Here is a 20728-nt window from a genome sequence, read left to right on the forward strand (position 1 = left end):
AGGGGTAGAATTGGTCGATATCGTTGATCCCGAGACCAGGTCGCTAATGATGTCCCGGATTCGCGGGCGGAACACCAGGCCGGAACTGGCCTTGCGCCGTGCACTTCATGCGGCAGGCTACCGATATCGACTTCATCGCAGAGACCTGCCCGGGAGCCCGGACCTCGTCTTCGCGCAATACAAGGCAGTCATCTTCGTGAATGGCTGCTTCTGGCATCGCCACAGCGACTGTCGATTTGCGACGACACCGGCAACGAGAACCGAGTTCTGGCAGCAGAAATTCGATGCGAATGTTGCGAGAGATCGCCGGAACAGAAGTCAACTGAGGATTGCGGGCTGGCGAACAGGGATCGTCTGGGAATGTTCACTCAAGGAATCTGGCGCTCAGAAAGTGGCGTCGAAGTTGGCTGACTGGTTGAAATCGTCCAGCGATCTTCTTGAAGTCTGAATGCGGCGATTGTCGAGACGGCATCGTCCTGCCTTCGCGAGCCAGTACGTTCACAAAGGGATAATACTCAAGCTCGTCGCGAATTGCTGTCGGCTCCTCATCCGGCACGCCTGTTAGGCCATGGTCGGTATGCAAGGTAGGGCGGATGCCATCCTGGAGCCCTTTGAGCGGCGCCTTGAGCGATGAACCTACGACACCGGCCGATGCCCGAGAGCCGTCGGCGCAGGGAACTGGCAGCCCCACACATTTCATGTGACAAAGCACTGAAAAAATACATTTATTTCCTGAACGATCGGCTTTGTCGCAGCCATCGGCTCTACCGCCCCCCCCAGTTGGATACCGCCAGCGCTACGGATAGAGTTTTCTGATGCGATTTCCTCACACGGCCGACTGGCAGCTCGGGAAGTCCTTTGGGCGTTTCGACGATCAAACCTGTCCGGCGCCGGGGGAGGCGCGGTTCGATGTGATCGACACAAGCTCTGTTGAACGGCCTAGATCGATACATCTCGGACGAAACAGCCGAATTCGGGATCTACCCAAGTAGCCTAGCAAACACCTTTGGGGGTATGATTGGGGGTATGCTGCGCCATGCGCCATTTGGATATGCCGGAATATTAGGACTTACAGCACACTTTGCGATTCCCTTCACCTCCAATTTCCCCTCAATCTATGGAAAATCTGAACTCGCCATGCGCGGGCGTGCGGTGGGTAGCGGTCAGCTTTCGCGCAGGGCGGCGGGGAGCATCTGGACGAGATCGCGGGCGAGAGCGGCGGCTTCGGGGTGTTCCTCGGCAAGGCGATCGCGGTGGAGGAAGATGAGGCGGCGGCGCACGACGGGCCCCGTGAGCGCGACAACGGCGAGGCGCGCGGGGTCGTAGCCGCGCACGTAGAGACGCGGCATGACCCCGACCGCGAGGCCGCTGGCGACAAGGCCGAACAGCGATTCCATGTGATCGACGCGGTAGTGGCGCGAATGGACGATGTTGGCCTCGCGCATCGCCGCGGTACTGATCTCGCCGATGCTGCCGGAGCGGAAGTGGACGACCTCGAGCCCGGCAAGTTCCGCCCAGGTCACGCTGCCGCGCGCGGCAAGGGATGCTCGGCGCCGAGCACGAGGGCCATTTCGTCCTCGATCAGTGGGGTGCCCGAGAGGCCCTCCTCGATCAGCGTAGTCGCGCAGATCGCCATGTCGAGCGCGCCGCGCTGGAGCCCGGTGATAAGCGTATCACTCGTGCCATCGGTGATGTCGACGCTGATCGCGCGCGCGTCCTGATCGAGCCCGGCGACGAACTGCGCCAGCGCCGGGAGCGCCGAAGGCATCGTGCCGATCCGCACCGTCGTCGTACGGCGGCGCAGCGTGTCGTTCATGTCCCGGAAGGCGTTGTCCGCCGTCGTCAGGAGGCGCCAGGCGTGGGGCAGCAGGGCCTCGCCCGCCTCGGTCAGATTCACCCGGTGAGTCGTGCGCTCGAACAGCCGTACACCGAGAATCGTCTCCACCTGTCGGATAGAAGCACTGAGCGCCGGTTGCGAAACCGCCATTGCCTCGGCCGCCCGGCTGAAGTTGCCCGTCTGGCTCAAGGCCACGAAAAAGCGCAGTTGCCGGATCGAAATCGGCATGTGCGGCGGGGAGTTAGCCACAGGCCCCAAGGGCGGTACGGCGGGCGTGGACATGGCTAGGCGGGACTCCGGGCGGCACGGCACGGCCCTTCTTATAATACGGAATTATAGAATGATAAATATAAACAGTTTCCCCTGATAACCGGGCCACCATAGGGTCCCACCCATCCAGACCGCCGGTGCGAAAAAATGAGGGTTCCGGCGGCCCGTTCCATCCCCCATGCCGGGTCTGCCATGGGAGTTCGGGTGGCACGGGAGATCCCGCAAGGGGTCCGAAGTTCTTTCCAGGGGGTCAGTCATGTCGTCTGTTGCCAACACCGTTGGGTCCATCTTCGCGCGCCGTCGCAGCGCACTTCTGAGCGCCACCTTCCTGGCGCTCGTGCCCGCCGCCGGTGCCGCGCAGGATCTTGCCGCCGCACCGGCCGAGGGCGCTTCGGAAGCGATCGTCGTCACCGGCTCGCGCATCCGTTCGCCCAACGCGACCAGCGTCAGCCCGATCTCGACGGTCGGCGCCGAGGACATCTCCGCGCGCGGCGCCACGCGTCTTGAGGACCTCCTCAACACCCTGCCCCAGGTCTACGCCGACCAGGGTGGCGGCAACCGCGGCGGCACCGTGGGCGCCAGCGGCACTGCGACGATCAACCTGCGCAACCTGGGCAACCAGCGCACGCTCGTCCTCATCAACGGCCGCCGCCTGATGCAGGGCGATCCCGCCCGCTCGGCCGCGCAAGCCGCCGACATCAACAACGTCCCCGCCGCCCTGGTCGAGAGCATCGACGTCGTCACCGGCGGCGCCTCGGCGGTCTACGGCTCGGACGCGCTGGCCGGTGTCGTCAACTTCCAGCTCAAGCAGAACTTCGAGGGCCTGCAGTTCGACGGCAGCACCGGCGTCTTCCAGCACGACAACGGCAACGCGATTGCCTCGGTCGCCGAAGCGGCGGGCCAGCGCGTGCCGACCGGCAGCACGGTCGACGGCTTCCAGACCAGCCTCGCGCTGACTGCGGGCACCAACTTTGCCGACGGGCGCGGCAACATCACCGCCTTCGTCAACTACCGCAAGATCAACGGCGTGGGCACCGATTCGCGCGACTTTGCGACCTGCAACCTGCGCGCCAACGCGACCGGCTATGCCTGCTCGCTCTCGTCCACGACCTACCCGGCGCAGTTCCAGCTGACCGATCCGGCGACGGGCACCACGCGCGGCAGCTACACGCTGGGCGGCGAGGGCTTCCGCCCCTACCAGAGCTCGGACGGCTTCAACAACGGCAACACCTACGACCTGCAGGCCCCCGACGAGCGCATCAACGCCGACATCATGGGCCACTTCGAGATATCGCCCGCAATCGAGGTCTACGGCGAGTTCATGTACATGCGCGACAAGGCGGACATCCGCCTCTCGCCCACCGGCATCTTCACCGTGGCCGAGAGCATCAACTGCTCCAACCCGTACCTTTCCGCGCAGCAGCAGGACCTGATGTGCAACTCGGTGGGCCTGGGTCCGCAGGACGATGCCACCGTCAACGTCTCGATGCGCAACGCGCCGGGCGGCTCGCGCCACGACTACACCAACCACACCTCCTACCGCGCGGTGGGCGGCCTTCGCGGCGAGTTCGCGCCGGGCTGGAGCTATGACGCCTACGCCCAGTACGGCCGCACCAACTATTCCTCGCGCCTGACCGGCGACATCTCGCTCGACCGCTTCGCCAACGCGCTGCGCGCCGTGCCCGGAGCCAATGGCACGGTCGTGTGCGAGGGCAGCGACCCGGCCTGCGTGCCCATCAACATCTTCTCGCCCACCGGCGTGACCGAGGAAGCGCTGGGCTACGTGCAGGGCACCTTCACCCGCACCGGCTTCACCGAAGAGAGCATCGTCAGCGGCTCGGTCACCGGCGACCTCGGGCTCACCCTGCCCTTCGCCGCGAACCCGATCAGCGTCGCCTTCGGTGCGGAATACCGCAAGGAGCGCATCGGCTTCACCCCCGACACGCACTATTCCAGCCGCGATGTCGCGGGCAACTCGGGCGGCGAATACCCGATCTCGGGCTCGTTCGACGTCAAGGAAGTCTATGGCGAAATCCGCGTGCCGCTGGCCGAGAACCGCCCCTTCCTCGAGAGCCTCGCGCTCGAAGGCGGCATCCGCTACTCCAACTACTCGACCGCAGGCGACACCGTGGCCTGGAAGGCCGGGGCGGAGTGGATGCCCGTCAACGACGTGCGCCTGCGCGCCAGCTTCCAGCACGCCGTGCGCGCGCCCAACCTGGTCGAGCTCTACGGTCCCCAGCGCGTGAGCACCGCGCGCCTCTCTGACCCGTGCGAGGGCGCCAACCCGGTCGCCACCTTCGAGGCCTGCGCGGCCTCGGGCGTGACGGCGGCGCAGTACGGCTCGATCGCTCCGGCGGCAGGCCAGCTTTCGGGCGCCCTTGTCGGCGGCAACCCCGACCTCAGCCCGGAAAAGTCGAACACCAAGACCTTCGGCATCCAGCTCACGCCTTCGTTCCTGCCGGGCGTGACGCTGACCGCGGACTACTTCGACATCAAGGTCGACAAGCTGATCACCACGATCCCGGCGACGATCACGCTCAGCCAGTGCATCGAGGCAGGCACCTTCTGCGAGCAGATCGAGCGTAACCCGGCGACCGGCTCGCTGGTGACGAGTGGCTACGTGCTGACCACCAATGTCAACGCGGGCTACCTCAAGACCACCGGCATCGACGTCTCCGCCTCGGCCCGCCAGGACCTCTATGACCTCCTCGGCGCGGACCTGGGTCTCGTCTCGGTCACCTTCTCGGGCACGCGCACCAACAAGTACGAAGTCGAGATCGTGCCGGGCACCCAGCCCTACGGCTGCGACGGCTACTTCGGCGCGACCTGCGGCCAGCCGATCCCGACCTGGCGCCACCGCGCGCAGTTCGACTGGACGGCTCCGGGCGGCGACGTGAAGCTCGCCACCACCTGGCGTCACATCAGTTCGACCCGCAACGACCGCGCGAGCGATGCCGACTTCCTCTCGGGCAGCTACCAGCCCTACGACGGCAAGCTGAAGGCAATGGACTACATCGATTTCGCCGCCAGCTTCTTCATCGAGGACAGCTACACGCTGCGCCTGGGCGTCAACAACGTGTTCGACCGCGATCCGCCGCTCACCGCCAGCACCAGCGGGCAGACCTCGAACGGCGCGTTCTTTGCGGGCATGTACGATTCGCTTGGCCGCTATCTTTTCGCCAGCGTCACGGCCAAGTTCTGAGCCTGGCCACCTGAACTTCCCGGACGCGTCCCCCTCCCCCCATCCGGCGCGTCCGGGGGGCCCTCTTTCCGCTCCTGTCCAGGGAAACGCGTGACATGACGAAGATCCTCCCCACCCTCCTTGCCGCCGCAGCGCTGGCGATCGCCCCCACGGTCCCGGCGCTGGCGAAGGACGCGGCCGCCCCCACGGCTGCGCCCGCCTCTGCCCCCACGGAGGCCTCGCAGGATGGCAAGGTCCGGATCTTCTTCGACAACGACTTCCTTGGCCCCGGCCAGAGCAACATCCAGTCGATGATCCCGCTGCTGCGCGATCCCCGGGTGGACCTCATGGGCGTGGGCGTGGTGACGGGCGATGCCTGGATGACCGAGGAGACGCAGCACCTCCTGCGCTTCCTGGAGATCGCCGGGCGCACCGACGTGCCGGTTCATGCCGGCGCGAAGATGCCCCTGCTGCGCACGCAGGCGGAAATGGCCAACTGGGAAGCGCGCTATGGGCGCATTCCCTTCAAGGGGGCGTGGAGCACGCCCCGTCCGGGTCGCACGTACCACCCGGAAGACCCCGACCTGGTCCCCCCCATGCCCGAGGGCATGCCCAGCGTCGCGGTCGCCGACACGGGCGCGGTCGACGCGCTCGTGTCGGCCGTGCGCCAGCACCCCGGTGAGATCACGATCGTCTCGGCCGGCCCCCTCACCAACATCGCGCTGGCCCTTCGAGTCGCACCGGACATCGCGACGCTGGCCAGGGAGATCGTGATCGAACCGGGCAAGCTGGACACCGCCCTCGGGCGGGCCACCGGCAACACCGACTATTCGACCGACTTCAATTTCCTGTTCGACCCCGAGGCCGCGCACATCGTGCTGACCGCCCCCTGGAAGCGCATCACGCTGGTCGGCAACGTCAGCTCCAAAGTGAAGGTCACGCCCGAGGTCGCCAAGCGCATCGGCAAGGCCGGAACCCCGGTCGCGACCTACTTCGAGACCTACGCCCGCCTCGGCCAGCCGCTGTGGGACGAGATCACCGTCGCCGTCGCCATCGACCGCTCGCTCGTCACCGAGGAGCTCGTCGTGCGCATGGACGTCGATACCATGCCCGGCATGCACTACGGCGAGCCGCAGGTGTGGAAGGACGACATGGCCCCCAATGCTGGCGAGCGCCCCGTCCACCTGATCCTGGGCATCGACGAGGCGCGTTTCCTCAAGGACTTCATCGCGCAGGCGCAGCAGTGATCGCAGGCTTCCTCGAACGCCGCTTTGCGCTGAGCGAACGCGGCACCACGCCCGCGCGCGAGACGCTTGCGGGGCTCACCACGTTCCTCGCGGCGGCCTATCTCATCGTCGTCATTCCCTCGCTGCTTTCGAGCGGCGGCATGGACCGCGCGGCGGTGACCGCGGGCGTCATCCTCGTCATGGCCATCGGCAGCCTGGCCATGGCCTTCTACGCCAACCTGCCCTTCATCGTGGGTCCGGGCATCGGCGGCTCGGCGATCCTGGGCATCACGCTCGCCCAGATCGAGGGCGTACCCTGGCAGACCGGCCTTGGCATCGCGGCCTTCTCGGGCATCGCCTTCATCATCCTCACGCTGACGGGCGCGCGCGGAATGGTCGTGCGCATCATCCCGCCCCAGATCAAGCTGGGGCTGGGGGCCTCGATCGGCCTGTTCATCGCCATGCTCGGCTGCCGCGATGCGGGCCTCGTCTCGGTCGACGTCGCGCGCCATGCGCTCAAACTCGGTGACTTCGGCCAGCCCGGCCCTGTCTGCGCGCTCATTGGCCTTGCCGTTGCCATCGCGCTCCAGGCCCGCCGCGTGCCGGGCGCCGTCCTCGCCGGTATCATCGTCGCTGCGCTCGTCGGCGTGCCGCTGGGCCTGACCCGCTTCGACGGCGTGTTCTCGCTGCCCCACTCGCCCGCGCCGGTCACCGGCAAGGTCGACATGCTGGGCGCGATCAGCCTCGTTGCGCTGCCCTACATGTTCACCTTCTTCGCCTCGGAGTTCTTCTCGACGCTGGGCACCACGCTCGCCATCGGCGGCAAGGCGGGCCTCACCGACACGGAAGGCAACCTCCCGCAGATCGAGCGCCCGTTCCTGATCGATTCGCTCGCCGCCACGCTTGGCCCGCTCGTCGGCGTTCCGGGCGGCACCGCGCTCGTCGAATCGGCCGCCGGCGTCGAGGCGGGCGGGCGCACCGGCATGACTCCGATGGTCGCGGCCATCCTGTTCGCCGCCACGCTCCTCGCCATGCCGCTTGCCATGGCGATCCCGCGCGAGGCCACCGCGCCCGCGCTGATCCTCATCGGCATCGCCATGATGGGCACCATCCGCCAGGCCCCGGGCGAGGACACGATCTCGCTCTTCGCGCCCATCGCGATGATGCTGCTCACGCTCATTTCCAACAGCTTTGGCACCGGCATCGCCGGAGGCCTGCTCGTCCACGTCCTCGTCGAGGTGCTGGCGGGGCGCTGGCGGCAGATCCCTGTCGGCCTCTTCGTCCTCAGCCTTCCGCTCGGCTACTACTTCTACACCGCAGCCACGCTCCACTGACGCAGGCCTGCGCCGCATACCGGGAATAACCCATGCCTGAGACCCCTCCCCCCTCGGTCGCCCCGCTGGCGATCGGCTGCGTCCCCGCGTCCCCGATCGGGCGCGACGTCGATGCGGCCTTGCGCGCCTTCTTCGTGGCGATGCCCAAGGTCGAGTTGCACTGCCACCTGCTGGGCACCGTGCGCAAGGAGACCTTCCTCGACCTCGTCGCCAAGTACGACGCCCCGCTCGAACGCGCCGAGATCGAGGCCTTCTACACCCGCGGCGAGCGCCCGGTCGGCGTGCTGCGCGTGCTGCGCGCGCTGGAGGACTACCTCCTGATGACGCCCGAGGACCTGCGCCGCATCACCTACGAGTACCTCGAGGACGCCGCGCGCGAGAGCGTGCGCCACGCCGAGTTCTTCTGGAACCCCACCGCCACCATCCGCGATGGACGCCTGCCCTACGCCAAGGCCGTCGCCGGTATCCTCCAGGGCATGGAGGAGGCCGAGGCGGACTTTGGCATTTCCTCGCTCCTCACCCCCTCGATCGACCGCGAGGCCCCGGCCGAGGAAGCCGTGTTCATGGTCGAAGAGATGATCGCCCATCCCCACCCCAAGGTCGTGGGCATCGGCATCGACTACCGCGAGGACAACCGCCCGCCCGAGATGTTCGCCAAGGCCTACGCGCTCGCCAAGGAACACGGCCTTCGCACCACCGCGCACGCGGGCGAATTCGGCATGCCCTGGACCAATGTCGCGATGGCTATCGACACCATCGGCGTCGACCGCGTGGACCATGGCTACACCATTATCGACAACCCCGAACTGGCGCAGGACTATGCCGCGCGCGGCCTCGTCTTCACCATCGTCCCGACCAATTCCTACTACCTGCGCACGCTCGACCACGAGCGCTGGGCGCTCGACCATCCGATCCGCCGCATGGCCGAGATGGGCCTCAAACTGCACCCCAATTCCGACGATCCCACGCTCCACCAGGTGACGCCGGCCGGGGCCTGGCAGCTGCTCTACAGCCACCTGGGCCTCGAACTGTCCCAGCTGCGCGAAATGATGCTGAACGGGATCGAAGGCTCGTGGGCGAGCGAGGATCAGCGCGCGCAGTGGAGTGCGACCTGGCCCGGGGAGTTCGACGCGTTGCTGGCGCAGGTGCGAGGGGTTTAAGAGGGATTTTCAAGGGGCCATCGCCCCTTGACCCCAAAATCGGCGACCTGGGTTTTCGCAGCCTGCACAGCGTGCGGGACGTGAGGGCTCGTATCAGAAGATTTTAGAGGGGCTTTGCCCCTCAATCTTCCAAGCCCCAGACTCTCCCATCTCCACCAACTCCGCGCGAATACACTGCGCCAGACAGTTCGGGGAGCCCGAGGGCAATGACCCTCGGATTCTCTCTCTTCTACTCAACCCACCTCATCAATCCGAACCAGCAAAGCCTCCAAAGCAACCTGCTGCCCCTCACGCACGGCCAGTTCGCCCACCACGCCATCGAACGGCGCGACGAGGGTGTGCTCCATCTTCATGGCTTCGAGCGTCACGAGCTTCTGCCCGCGGACGACTTCCTCGCCCTCGGAAACGGCCACCGCGATGATCCGCCCCGGCATCGGCGCCAGGATCGCGCCCGAGCCTGCGCTCGCGCCATGGGCGCCATCGCGCCGCCAGTGGGTCAGCTGCCAGGCCTCGCCGCGTTCGGCGAGCAGGACGGCCTCGACCGGGTCCTCGCTCCCGCCCTCGAAGGCGATTTCGCACGGCTCGCCATCCAACAGGAAGCGCGCATTGCGCCGGGGCGCGGCGTTGAGGCGAAAGCCCAGCAACGGATCGGCCGGGACGAGCGCGCGCGCGGCGGCTTCCAGCGTCTCGGCCGAGGGCGCTGAGGGCTGCGCCATCTCTTCACCGTCGCGCGCGATGAGGCCGGTATCGACCGTGCCTGCGACGAACTCGGGATGTTCGAGCGCGCGCACGAGGAAAGGCGCGTTGCACTTCACCGGCCAGACCGCGCTCTCGGCCAGCATGTCGCACAGCCTCTCGCGCGCTTCCTCGCGGCTCTCGCCATGCGCAACCAGTTTGGCGATCATCGGATCGTAATGCGGTGAGACGGTATCGCCTGTCTCCACCCCGGTTTCGATCCGCCCGCCCGGCGCGTCCCCGAATTCGAGCATTTCCAGCCGCCCGGTGCTGGGCAGGAACCCGCGCGCCGGGTCCTCGGCGTAGAGGCGTGCCTCCATCGCCCAGCCCGAAATGGAGAGGTCCTCCTGCGCCGCTGGCAGCGGCTCCCCGCTTGCCACGCGCAGCTGCCATTCGACGAGATCAACGCCAGTGATCTCCTCGGTCACGGGATGCTCGACCTGGAGGCGCGTGTTCATTTCCATGAACCAGATCTTCTCCGCATCAAGCGGCCCCGACCCGTCCGCGATGAACTCGATGGTTCCCGCCCCCACGTAGTCAACCGCCTTCGCCGCGCGCACGGCGGCGGCGCACAGCGCCTCGCGCGTGGCCGGGTCCATGCCGGGTGCGGGCGCTTCCTCGATCACCTTCTGGTGGCGGCGCTGGAGCGAGCAGTCGCGCTCGAACAGGTGGACGACGGACCCCTGCGTATCGCCGAAGACCTGCACCTCGATGTGACGCGGGGTGGCGATGTATTTCTCGATCAGAACGCGGTCGTTGCCGAAGCTGGAACGCGCCTCGCGCTGGCATGAGGTGAGCGCGTCGGCGAAGCCCTGCGCCTCCTCGACAAGACGCATGCCCTTGCCGCCACCGCCCGCGACGGCCTTGATCAGCACCGGATAGCCGATGGCCTCGGCCTCGCGGGCCAGCCGCTCGGGCGACTGGTCTTCGCCCAGGTACCCCGGCGTCACCGGCACACCCGCCTTTTCCATCAGCGCCTTGGCCGCATCCTTGAGGCCCATCGCGCGGATCGAGGCGGGGGACGGGCCCACCCAGGTCAGTCCGGCATCGAGGACGGCCTGCGCAAGGTCCGCGTTCTCGGACAGGAAACCGTAGCCCGGATGGATCGCATCCGCGCCCGCAGCCTGTGCCGCGGCGAGGATCTTGTCCCCGCACAGGTAGCTTTCGCTGGCAGGCGCGGGACCGATCGCCACCGCCGCGTCGGCCATCTGGACGTGGAGCGCCTCAGCGTCCGCATCGGAATGGACCGCGATGGTGCGTATCCCCATGCGCTGCGCGGTGCGGATGATCCGGCAGGCGATCTCGCCCCGGTTGGCGATAAGCAGCGCGCCGATCACGGGTGACGCTCCGGAAAGCCATGGCGAGTGTGGAGCGCGGCGAGCACGCTTTCGATATCGCCCGCAAAGCCGCCCTCGGCAAAGGCCAGCGCGGGAAGATCCTGGTGCGCTTCGCCCAACCGGTCGATCACCGCCGCACGCGGACGCGGCCAGGGCACGCGCACCACCTCGATTCCGGCCGCGCGCTCGGGGAAGAGGGCGAGCAGCCCCTCCACCGTCACGCAGTCCTTGCAGTAGAAGCGCCGCACACCGCCCAGCGCCGGGTCGGCCCAATCAGTGTCGAGTACGTAGAGAGTGTCCTTGGCCATCGTCATCATCACATCCTGAACACGCCGAACTGCGGCCTTGCGGGAAACGGCGCTTCCAGCGCGGCACCAAGCGCGAGGCCCAGCACGTCGCGAGTCTGGGCCGGGTCGATCACGCCATCGTCCCACAGCCGCGCGGTCGCATAATAGGGGTTGCCCTCGGCCTCGTACTTGGCGCGGATCGGCGCCTTGAAGTCCTCGGCCTCCTCCTCCGACCAGCTTTTCGCGTCGCGGTGGACGGTGGCGAGCACCGAGGCGGCCTGCTCGCCCCCCATCACCGAGATGCGCGCGTTGGGCCAGGTGAAGAGGAAGCGCGGGTCATAGGCGCGCCCGCACATGCCGTAGTTGCCCGCCCCGAACGAGCCGCCGATGATGACGGTCAGCTTGGGCACCTGCGCGGTCGCGACCGCCGTCACCAGCTTGGCGCCGTGCTTGGCAATCCCTTCCGCCTCGTAGGCGCCGCCGACCATGAAGCCGGAAATGTTCTGGAGGAAGAGGAGCGGAATGCCGCGCTGGCAGGCCAGCTCGATGAAGTGCGCGCCCTTCTGCGCGGATTCGGAAAAGAGCACGCCGTTGTTGGCGAGAATCGCAACCGGAAACCCGTGAATATGCGCAAAGCCGCAGACAAGCGTGGCGCCGAACAGCGGTTTGAACTCGTGAAATTCCGAGCCATCGACCAGCCGCGCGATGACCTCGCGCACTTCGTAGGGCGCGCGCACGTCCTCGGGGATGAGCGCGTAGAGGTCCTCGGCGGGGTAGAGCGGATCGCGCGCCGCGCGGCGCTCCACGTTGGCGCGCTCGCCCGGCCCCAGGTGGCTGACGATGTCGCGCACGAGCGAGAGCGCGTGGGCATCGTCGTCGGCGAGGTGATCGGCAACGCCCGAGGTCCGCGCGTGCAGTTCGCCCCCGCCCAGTTCCTCAGCCGAGATGACTTCGCCTGTCGCCGCCTCGACCAGCGGGGGACCGGCGAGGAAGATCGTGCCCTGCTCGCGCACGATCACGGTCTCGTCCGACATCGCGGGCACATAGGCGCCGCCCGCCGTGCAGCTGCCCATGACCGAGGCGATCTGGGCGATGCCCGCCGCGCTCATCTGCGCCTGGTTGAAGAAGAAGCGGCCAAAGTGGTCGCGGTCGGGGAAGACCTCGGCCTGGTTGGGCAGGTTCGCCCCGCCCGAATCGACCAGATAGATGCACGGCAGGCGGCAAGCCTTGGCGATCTCCTGCGCGCGCAGGTGCTTCTTGACCGTCATCGGGTAGTAGGTGCCGCCCTTCACCGTCGCGTCGTTGGCGAAGATCATGCAGGTGCGCCCGGAAACCTGCCCGATCCCCGCGATGATCCCGGCGCCGGGCACCTCGTCCTCGTAGAGGCCGTTGGCGGCCAGCTGGCCGATCTCCAGAAACGGCGCGCCCGCATCGAGCAGCGCTTCGACGCGGGTGCGCGGAAGCATCTTGCCGCGCGCCTCGTGGCGTTCCCGCGCCTTTTCGGAGCCGCCCAGCGCGGCTTGCGCCACGCGTTCGCGCAGATCTTCGACCAGAGCGCGGTTGTGCCGGGTGCGCGCCTGCGCCTCCGGGGCGCTGGAATCGAGCGTCGTGGGCAAGACCGGCCCGCTCATCGCAGCGCACTCTCATTTCGCAAACGCGACATCATCCTGTTCCCGTGCCTAATTTATTTTCGCGCATGGTGGCACAGGACAAACGCGCCGCGCAAGGCAAAGGTTGCCCTGTGCGACGGGTAACGGGGGGGCGGTATCAACCCCCGAAGCCGCCACCTCCGGGCGTTTCGATCACGAAGACGTCACCCGGTTCAAGGTCCACCCTGGCGGTGGGGCCCAGCTCCTCGACGGTGCCGTCGGCGCGCTCGATGCGGTTGATGCCCGCCGCACCATCGGCGCCGCCGGCCAGCCCGAAGGGCGCAACCTTGCGGCGCTGCGAGAGGATGCCCGCCTGCATGGGGGCCAGGAAGCGCACCCGGCGCACCGCCCCATCGCCCCCGCGATGCCGCCCTGCCCCGCCCGAGCCGGTACGGATCGAGAATTCCTCCAGCAGGACCGGGAAGTTGGTTTCCAGAACTTCCGGGTCGGTCAGCCGCGAATTGGTCATGTGGGTCTGGACCACACTCGTCCCGTCGAAGTCGGGCCCCGCGCCCGAACCGCCCGCAACCGTCTCGTAGTACTGGTGCGCGGCATCGCCGAAAGTGAAGTTGTTCATCGTACCTTGCGCCGCCGCCATGGCGCCCAGCGCGCCGAACAGCGCATCGGTGATCGCCTGACTGGTCTCGACATTGCCCGCAACGACCGCGGCGGGCGCAACCGGGTGCAGCATCGAGCCTTCGGGCACGCGCACCGCGATGGGCCGCAGGCACCCCTCGTTCATCGGCACCGGATCGTCGATCAGCGTGCGCACCGCATAGAGAACCGCCGCGCGCACCACCGGCAGTGGCGCGTTGAAGTTGTCGGGCAGCTGGGGCGAGGTCCCGGCAAAGTCGATGACGGCGCTGCGCGTGTCGCGATCAATGGTGACGGCAACGTGGATCTGCGCGCCGTTGTCCATCTCCAGCACGAAGGTGCCGTCCGTCAGGCGCTCGATCAGACGGCGCACGGCCTCTTCGGAATAGGCCTGGACGTGGCCCATGTAGGCATCGACCATCGCGCGGCCCTGCTCGCCTGCAATGCGGCGCAGTTCCGAGGCCCCGCGCCGGCACGCGGCCAACTGGGCGCGCAGGTCCGCGATGTTCTGCTCGATCGCGCGTGAGGGGTGCGGGCCGGAGGCCAGAAGGTCGCGCATCGCCGCCTCCTCCAGGGTGCCCCTATCGACAAGGAGGACGTTGTCGATCAGCACGCCTTCCTCGTCCAGCGTGCGGCTGCGCGGCGGCATCGATCCCGGGCTGATCCCGCCGATATCGGCATGGTGCCCACGCGCGGCGACGAACCAGGCGGGCGCGTCATCGCCATCCTCGGCGAAGACCGGCATGACCACGGTGATGTCGGGGAGGTGCGTGCCCCCGTCATAAGGCGCGTTGAGGACATAGGCGTCGCCCGCCCGAATGCCGCGCCCATCCGCCGCGTTCCCGCGCCGCTCCAGCACGGTGCGCACGGATTCGCCCATAGAGCCCAGGTGCACCGGCATGTGCGGGGCGTTGGCGATGAGGTTTCCAGCCGCATCGAACAGCGCGCAGGAGAAATCGAGCCGCTCGCGGATGTTCACCGAGCGCGCCGACTGCTGCAGCGCCGCGCCCATTTCCTCGGCAATCGCCATGAACAGCGCGCCCATGATCTCGAGCCGCACCGGATCGCGCTCGGTGCTGGCAGAAAGCGCGGATTGCTGCGGCGTGCTGCGCGACAGGATGAGATTGCCGACGGCATCGACACGCACCGACCAGCCCGGCTCGACAACAGTGGTGGACACATCGTCGACGACGAGCAGCGGGCCCGAAGCGGTAAACCCCTCGGCAAGATCGCGGCGGTGGTAGAGCGGGGCCTGATGGCGCGCGCCGCCGGTCCACACCGGCACCGTCTCGGCCGCCGCGCCCGAGGTCGCCGGGAGCGGCATCACCGCGCCGCCGCCCGCATGGCCGCCCGCGACCGCCTCGACCCGCAGAGTCTCTGCAACGAGATCCTCGCCCGGCGCGAAGCCGAACAGGTGGTCCCAGCCCTCGTGGAAGGCCGCGCGCATCTGCGTGAGATCGCCGAGCGGCACCGAAATCGTGCTCTCGCTGCCGCGCGGGCGGATCGCGAGCGAGGCTTCGAGCGCGATGGTTCCTTCGGGAACGCCCTGCGCGGCAAGGTCCGCGCGCGCAGCCGCGCCCAGTGCGGACACCGCCTCATCGAGCGCGGCCTGGCTTTCGCCCGCGAGGTCGAGACCCAGCGTGCGCTCGTGCAGCACGCGGCGGTCGGCGAGGCCCATGCCGTAGGCCGAGAGCACCGAGGCCAGCGGGTGGCACAGCACCGTCGTCACCCCCAGTGCGTCGGCGACCTTGCAGGCGTGCTGCCCGCCCGCCCCGCCGAAGGTCACCATCGCCGCGCGGGTGACGTCATGGCCCCGGCGCAGCGAGACCGTCTTGATCGCGTTGGCCATGTTGGCGACCGCAATTTCCAGGAAGCCCTCGGCGGCCTCCTCGCGGGTGAGTTCGCGCCCCGTCGCCGCCTTTGCCTCCGCCAGGATCGCGTCCATGCGCGCCTGCGCGGCCTCGAGCGAGAGGGGCTCGTCGCCCTCGGGGCCGAAGACGTGGGGGAAGTGCGCGGGGCGCAGCTTGCCCAGGAGCAGGTTGCAGTCGGTCACCGCCAGCGGACCGCCGCGCCTATAGCAGGCCGGGCCCGGCACCGCGCCCGCGCTTTCCGGACCGACCAGGAAGCGCGCGCCGTCAAAGGCGCAGACCGAGCCGCCGCCCGCGGCCACCGTCTCGATGCGCATCATCGGCGTGCGCACGCGGTTGCCCGCGACGCGCGTCTCGCTGTCGCGCTCGTACGCGCCTGCATAGTGCGACACGTCGGTCGAGGTGCCGCCCATGTCGAAGCCCACGACTTCCCCGAAACCGGCCTCCTTCGCGATGGCCGCCATGCCCACGATGCCGCCCGCAGGCCCGGACAGGATCGCGTCCTTGCCGCGCAGCATGCCGCCCGTCGTCAGCCCGCCGTTCGACTGCATGTAGAGCGCATCGACATGAGGCCCGAGACCGGCTTCGAGCCCGTCGATGTACCGGTCCAGCACGGGCGAGAGATGCGCATCGACCACGCTGGTATCGCCGCGCGCGATGAGCTTGATAAGCGGGGCCACCTCGTGGCTGACCGAAACCTGGGCAAAGCCGATTTCCTGCGCGAGCTGGGCCAGCGCGGCTTCGTGCTGCGTGTGGCGATAGCCGTGCATGAGGACCACGGCGATGGCGCGAAACCCGTCCGCGAAGGCCGCTTCGAGCCCCGCACGCGCGGCCGCTTCGTCCAGCGGGCGATGGACCGTGCCATCCGCGCCGATCCGCTCGTCGATCTCCAGCACCTTTGCGGCCAGCGGATCGGGCAGAGCGATGTGGCGCGCGAAGATGTCCGGACGCTCCTGCGTGCCGATCCGCAGCGCATCGCCAAAACCGCGCGTGATGGCGAGCAGGACCGGCTCGCCCTTGCCTTCGAGCAGCGCGTTGGTGGCGACCGTGGTGCCCAGACGCAGCTCGCTGGGCGGGAGATCGCCCTCCTCGACACCCGTCAGGCGGCGCATCGCCTCGACCGCCGCGTCTTCGTAACGGCCCGGGTCCTCGGACAGGAGCTTCAGCCGCTCGAACCGCCCGTCCGGCGCGCGCGCCACCACGTCCGTGAATGTGCCACCGCGATCGACCCAGAATTGCCAGTTGTCCGTCATGGGGACCTACATGGCGACCAAGGGGGGAAAGCGCAAATCAAGGGGGAAGAAGGAGAAGCTTCAAGGGGCCATCGCCCCTTGACCCCGGAACCGTCCTGGGCAGTTCGAGCCTGGAACGGAGCGGATGAAACGTGAGGATTGCGGACAAAAATAGAGGGGCAGAGCCCCTCAATCCCTATCGAGACGAGACCTCTCACCCCCGAGCCACGCTGTCCGGCCCACCTGCGCTCGACAGTTCGGGGAGCCCGAGGGCAATGGCCCTCGGATCGATCCTTGTTCTTCTACCTAAATCCCCTCGCAAGGTACCGCTCGGCCAGCCCAGCCAGGAACAGCGCGCCCCGGGGCAGCACGCTCTCATCGACCATCATCCGGGTCGAGTGGATGCCGCAGCACTGGCTCCAGTCATCGCCTTCGGCCGCCACGCCCAGGAAGAACATCGCGCCGGGTGTCTTCTCCAGCACATAGGCGAAGTCTTCGGCGCCCATGATGGGGTTCGCCAGACGCTCGAAAGTGTCGGCGCCGAACAGATCCCGCGCCACGCCTTCGCCGAAATCGACCGCGCGCGCGTCGCACACGGTAACGGGGAAGCCCTCGATGATCTCGACCTCGGCGGCAAGGCCGTGGGCACCGGCGATCCCGGCGGCGAGCGCGGTCACCTCTTCGCGCAGGCGTGCCCGGTTGGTGGCCGAGAGCGAGCGCATCGTGCCCAGCATGTCGACATGGTCGGGAATGACGTTGTGCGCGCTGCCTGCGGTGATCTTGGAGATGGTGACGACGACCGGGTCGAAGACCGAAAAGCGCCGCGCGACCATGGTCTGGATGGCGGCCACGATCTCGCAGGCCACGGGCATCGGGTCCATCGTGTCGTGCGGCATCGAGGCGTGTCCGCCCCGGCCCCTGACGGTGATCGCAAGCTGGTCGGCCGAGGCCATCAGCGGCCCTGCCCGCCCGCCGATCATGCCGTGGCGCGCGTTGGGCATGATATGGAGCGCGAAGGCGGCCTCGGGCAGGGCGCGGGCCGTGCCGGGACCACCCAGGAGGCCGTCGTCGAGCATGTAGCGCGCGCCGTGCCAGCCTTCCTCGCCGGGCTGGAACATGAAGCGCACCTCGCCGGTCAGCGTGTCCGCCTTTTCCGCCAGCAGCCGCGCCGCGCCCGCCAGCATGGCGACGTGGGTGTCGTGCCCGCAGGCGTGCATCACGCCCGGAATGGTGGAGGCGAATTCGAGCCCGGTTTCCTCGGGCATGGCGAGCGCGTCCGTATCGCCGCGCAGGAGTACGCTGCGCCCCGGTCCCGCGCCCCCCTGCAAGGTCGCGACAAGGCCCGTGGTCGAGGGGCCCTCCTCCCATGCGAGCGGCAGGTCGGCCAGTTCGGCGCGGATCTTGTCGCGCGTCAGGGGCGTGTGGAGGCCCAGTTCGGGCTCGGCATGGATCGCACGGCGCAGGGCCACGATGCGCTCGGAAATGGCGGCGGGGCAGTCCGCCTCGAGGAATACGTTCATGGCGCCATGATACGCACGGCGCGCAGGGTGTCGAGCGCTGCTGCGAATCAGGAGGCCGCCGCGGCGGCTTTCTCCTCGCGCTCAAGGCGGCGCAGCGTGCGCAGCGCCAAGCCACCCATGAACAGGTACGAGCACGCCCCGCCGATGGCGACGCCCCAGGCGACGCCCGTCGATCCAAAGCCGATCAGGAAGATCAGGCTGATGCCCATCGCGATGAGTGCGACCACGCGCGCGAAGAGCGAGAGGTTGGCCCGCCCGGTCGAATGCAGCACCGGCTCGAACGAGACGCTGGCCAGATCGAAGCTGGCGCCGATGGCGAGCGGAACAAGGATCGCCGCGCCCTGCTCGAAATCGTCGCCACCGATGAGCTGCAGGAGGTACTTGCCCGCCACCAGCGCGAGGAGCACGACAACCAGCGCCGCGCCGCCCGCGATCTTGCTGGTCTGGCCGACCAGCTTGCGCAGTTCCGAAGCCTCGGACGAGGCGCTGACGTGGGCGACCTCGGCGTAGACCGAACGGGTGAGCAGGGTCGAAAGCTTGCTCATCGCCTGCGAGAGCTGCGAGGCGAGGCGGTAGAGACCGGCCGCGCTCGTGCTGACCCAGCCGCCCACGATCAAGAGCGGGCCGTTCTTCATCAGCGCGTCGATCGAGGAGCCGAAGTAGGAGACGAGAAAGAAGTGGGCGAGCCCCTCGTTCTCGCGCAGGGCCGTGCCCAGGCGGCAGAAATTGGAAAGGCGGATACCCTCCGGGCACAGCCGGCGCGCGACGATCCAGTAGAGTGCAGCCTCCACGATATCGATCGCGGCCCAGGCGAACAGGAAGCGGGCCACGCTGGGTCCTGTAAACCAGATCACCAGTGCGGCGAGCAGGCGCCCGGTGGGCACCACCGCCTCGACATAGACCGCCGCATCGAAGCGGTTGAGCGCGCGCACCACGCCCGTGGGCGCGGAGACGAGCGCCCAGAGCGAAGCGCAGCAGAACCAGAAAGCGACATTGACGTAGGCCTGGTTCAATTCGAGCATGTGCCCGAAGCCGAAGATCGCGACCGCCGCAACCACGGTGCCGAGCACCGCGCCGATGGCATCGAGCCCCCCGCTCAGCATGGCGAGACGGCCAAAGCGGCCCCATTCCTTTTCATGGACGTGGGCACTGCCGTAGCGCACGACCACCCGCCAGGTCTGGAAACCGGTCAGCGCGATGATCGCCTGCGCGGTTCCGAAGATGAGCGAGAAGTGGCCAAAGTCCTTCAGGCCCAGGGTGCGCGTCAGGATGGCAAGATACGCGATGCTGCACACAGCACCGAAGCCCTTGCCGCCCAGCAGCCAGGCGGTGTTACGAAGGATCCGCCCCAGCGAAGATTCGGTCTTAGGGCGGTTGGGTTTGGCCGACATTGGCGGGCATGTGGACGAGCGCGCGCCGACTTGCAAGCTGTCGATACACGCCCCGCGCGCAATTCAACGCGAAACGGCGCGTTTGCCTTTCCCTTCGCCGCGCCGCGCGCTAGAGGCCTAGGCCTCCCCAGCAGACCATATAGTGACCCCCATGATCGAACATGCCATCCTCCTGAGCGCCGGCCAGGGCTCGCGTCTCCTCCCCCTCACCGCCGAACGCCCCAAGTGCCTAATCGACTTTTCGGGCCGTTCGCTGATCGCCTGGCAGATCGAGATGCTGGCGCGCGCGGGGATCAAGCGGATCGACGTCGTCACCGGCTTCATGACCGACATGCTCGAAGCCCACCTCGCCACCATCGAGGACCCGCGCGTCGAGATCACGGTGCGCTTCAACCCCTTCTTCAAGGTCGCCGACAACCTGGGTTCATGCTGGATCGCGCGCGAGGCGATGCGCGGCGACTTCGTGATCCTGAACGGCGACACGCTGGTCTCCGAGGACATTGCCCGCGCGGTGCTGGCCGAACCCAACCCCTGGCCCATCGCGGTCACCGTCGACGTCAAGGCCGAGGGCTACGACAGCGACGACATGAAGGTCGAACGCACCCCCGAGGGGCGCCTCGTCCATATCGGCAAGACGCTCACCGCCGAGCAGTCGAACGCCGAATCGATCGGCTTCCTGGCCTTCCGCGGCGAAGGCGCAGACCTCTTCCGCGAAACCGTGCGCAAGGCCATGCGCACGCCCGAGGGCGTGCAGCACTGGTACCTCAAGGTCATCGATTCGATCGCCCCCACCGGCAAGGTCGGCACGCTCTCGATCGAGGGCATGGACTGGGCCGAAGTCGACTTCCTCAACGACATCGAGATCGCGACCCAGCTCACCGACCAGTGGGCCGCCTGATCGCGCCAGCCGGGACGTCAGAAAGATAGGTGATTCCGAGGGCCATCGCCCTCGGGCTCCCCATCCTGTCGAGCGCATGCGGGCCTGCCATCGGGCCGCGGGGTTGAGAGGATTCGGATTGGAGGAGGATGAAGGGGCTTTGCCCCTTCTGTTTTCCACGCGCGCCTTCGCACCTGTTGCGCTGCGCTCCTCGCGCAAGCTCGCCAAGC

The 20728-nt window shown here is 67.9% G+C and carries 12 protein-coding genes and 1 pseudogene; 6 read left to right on the forward strand and 7 right to left on the reverse strand.

Features of this window, described 5'->3' with window-relative positions:
• Positions 1–10: 10 nt before the first annotated feature.
• Entirely contained in the window at positions 11–448 is a 438-nt protein-coding gene (locus HT578_RS12070; protein ID WP_213499695.1) for a very short patch repair endonuclease, read from the forward strand.
• Positions 449–1163: 715 nt separating this feature from the next.
• On the opposite strand, the pseudogene HT578_RS22595 reads toward HT578_RS12070, so the two are convergent.
• Positions 1164–2119 (reverse strand): annotated as a pseudogene (locus HT578_RS22595) (LysR family transcriptional regulator).
• A 244-nt stretch (positions 2120–2363) separates the two neighbouring features.
• On the opposite strand from HT578_RS22595, the gene HT578_RS12085 reads away from it, so the two are divergent.
• From HT578_RS12085 to add, 4 genes are all read left to right on the forward strand, one after another.
• Positions 2364–5309 (forward strand): TonB-dependent receptor, encoded by a 2946-nt coding sequence (locus tag HT578_RS12085; RefSeq protein WP_213499699.1) that lies wholly within the window; start codon positions 2364–2366, stop codon positions 5307–5309.
• Between the two features lie 95 nt (positions 5310–5404).
• On the forward strand, positions 5405–6535 hold the full coding sequence (locus tag HT578_RS12090; protein ID WP_213499700.1) for a nucleoside hydrolase: 1131 nt from the start codon (positions 5405–5407) through the stop codon (positions 6533–6535).
• Positions 6532–7848, forward strand: a complete 1317-nt coding sequence (locus tag HT578_RS12095; RefSeq protein WP_213499702.1) for an NCS2 family permease — start codon at positions 6532–6534, stop codon at positions 7846–7848. The genes HT578_RS12090 and HT578_RS12095 overlap by 4 nt, the downstream gene beginning before the upstream one ends.
• A gap of 32 nt (positions 7849–7880) precedes the next feature.
• Positions 7881–9008, forward strand: a complete 1128-nt coding sequence (add, locus tag HT578_RS12100; protein WP_213499704.1) for an adenosine deaminase — start codon at positions 7881–7883, stop codon at positions 9006–9008.
• A 233-nt stretch (positions 9009–9241) separates the two neighbouring features.
• Here add and HT578_RS12105 read toward each other — a convergent pair whose 3' ends face one another.
• The 6 genes from HT578_RS12105 to HT578_RS12130 form a co-directional block, all read right to left on the reverse strand.
• Positions 9242–11080 (reverse strand): acetyl/propionyl/methylcrotonyl-CoA carboxylase subunit alpha, encoded by a 1839-nt coding sequence (locus tag HT578_RS12105; protein ID WP_213499706.1) that lies wholly within the window; start codon positions 11078–11080, stop codon positions 9242–9244.
• The gene (locus HT578_RS12110) at positions 11077–11388 is read right to left on the reverse strand and encodes a DUF3088 family protein (RefSeq protein WP_239026263.1); all 312 of its coding nucleotides are present in this window, start codon (positions 11386–11388) and stop codon (positions 11077–11079) included. Before HT578_RS12110 ends, HT578_RS12105 begins: the two co-directional genes overlap by 4 nt.
• Before the next feature lie 8 nt (positions 11389–11396).
• Entirely contained in the window at positions 11397–12998 is a 1602-nt protein-coding gene (locus HT578_RS12115; protein ID WP_213499710.1) for a carboxyl transferase domain-containing protein, read from the reverse strand.
• A gap of 136 nt (positions 12999–13134) precedes the next feature.
• A complete protein-coding gene (locus tag HT578_RS12120; protein ID WP_213499711.1) occupies positions 13135–16731 on the reverse strand; it encodes a hydantoinase B/oxoprolinase family protein in 3597 nt (1198 codons plus the stop codon).
• Between the two features lie 281 nt (positions 16732–17012).
• Positions 17013–18230: a M20 metallopeptidase family protein gene (locus HT578_RS12125; protein WP_213499714.1), complete on the reverse strand. Its 1218-nt coding sequence runs from the start codon at positions 18228–18230 to the stop codon at positions 17013–17015.
• A gap of 47 nt (positions 18231–18277) precedes the next feature.
• Positions 18278–19621 (reverse strand): lipopolysaccharide biosynthesis protein, encoded by a 1344-nt coding sequence (locus HT578_RS12130; protein ID WP_213499716.1) that lies wholly within the window; start codon positions 19619–19621, stop codon positions 18278–18280.
• 151 nt (positions 19622–19772) lie between these two features.
• Here HT578_RS12130 and HT578_RS12135 point away from each other — a divergent pair, with 151 nt between their 5' ends.
• Complete coding sequence (locus HT578_RS12135) at positions 19773–20519, forward strand: phosphocholine cytidylyltransferase family protein (protein WP_213499718.1); 747 nt, start codon at positions 19773–19775, stop codon at positions 20517–20519.
• Positions 20520–20728: the final 209 nt, after the last annotated feature.

It is taken from the genome of Novosphingobium decolorationis, assembly GCF_018417475.1.
In the GTDB taxonomy this organism is placed as follows: domain Bacteria; phylum Pseudomonadota; class Alphaproteobacteria; order Sphingomonadales; family Sphingomonadaceae; genus Novosphingobium; species Novosphingobium decolorationis.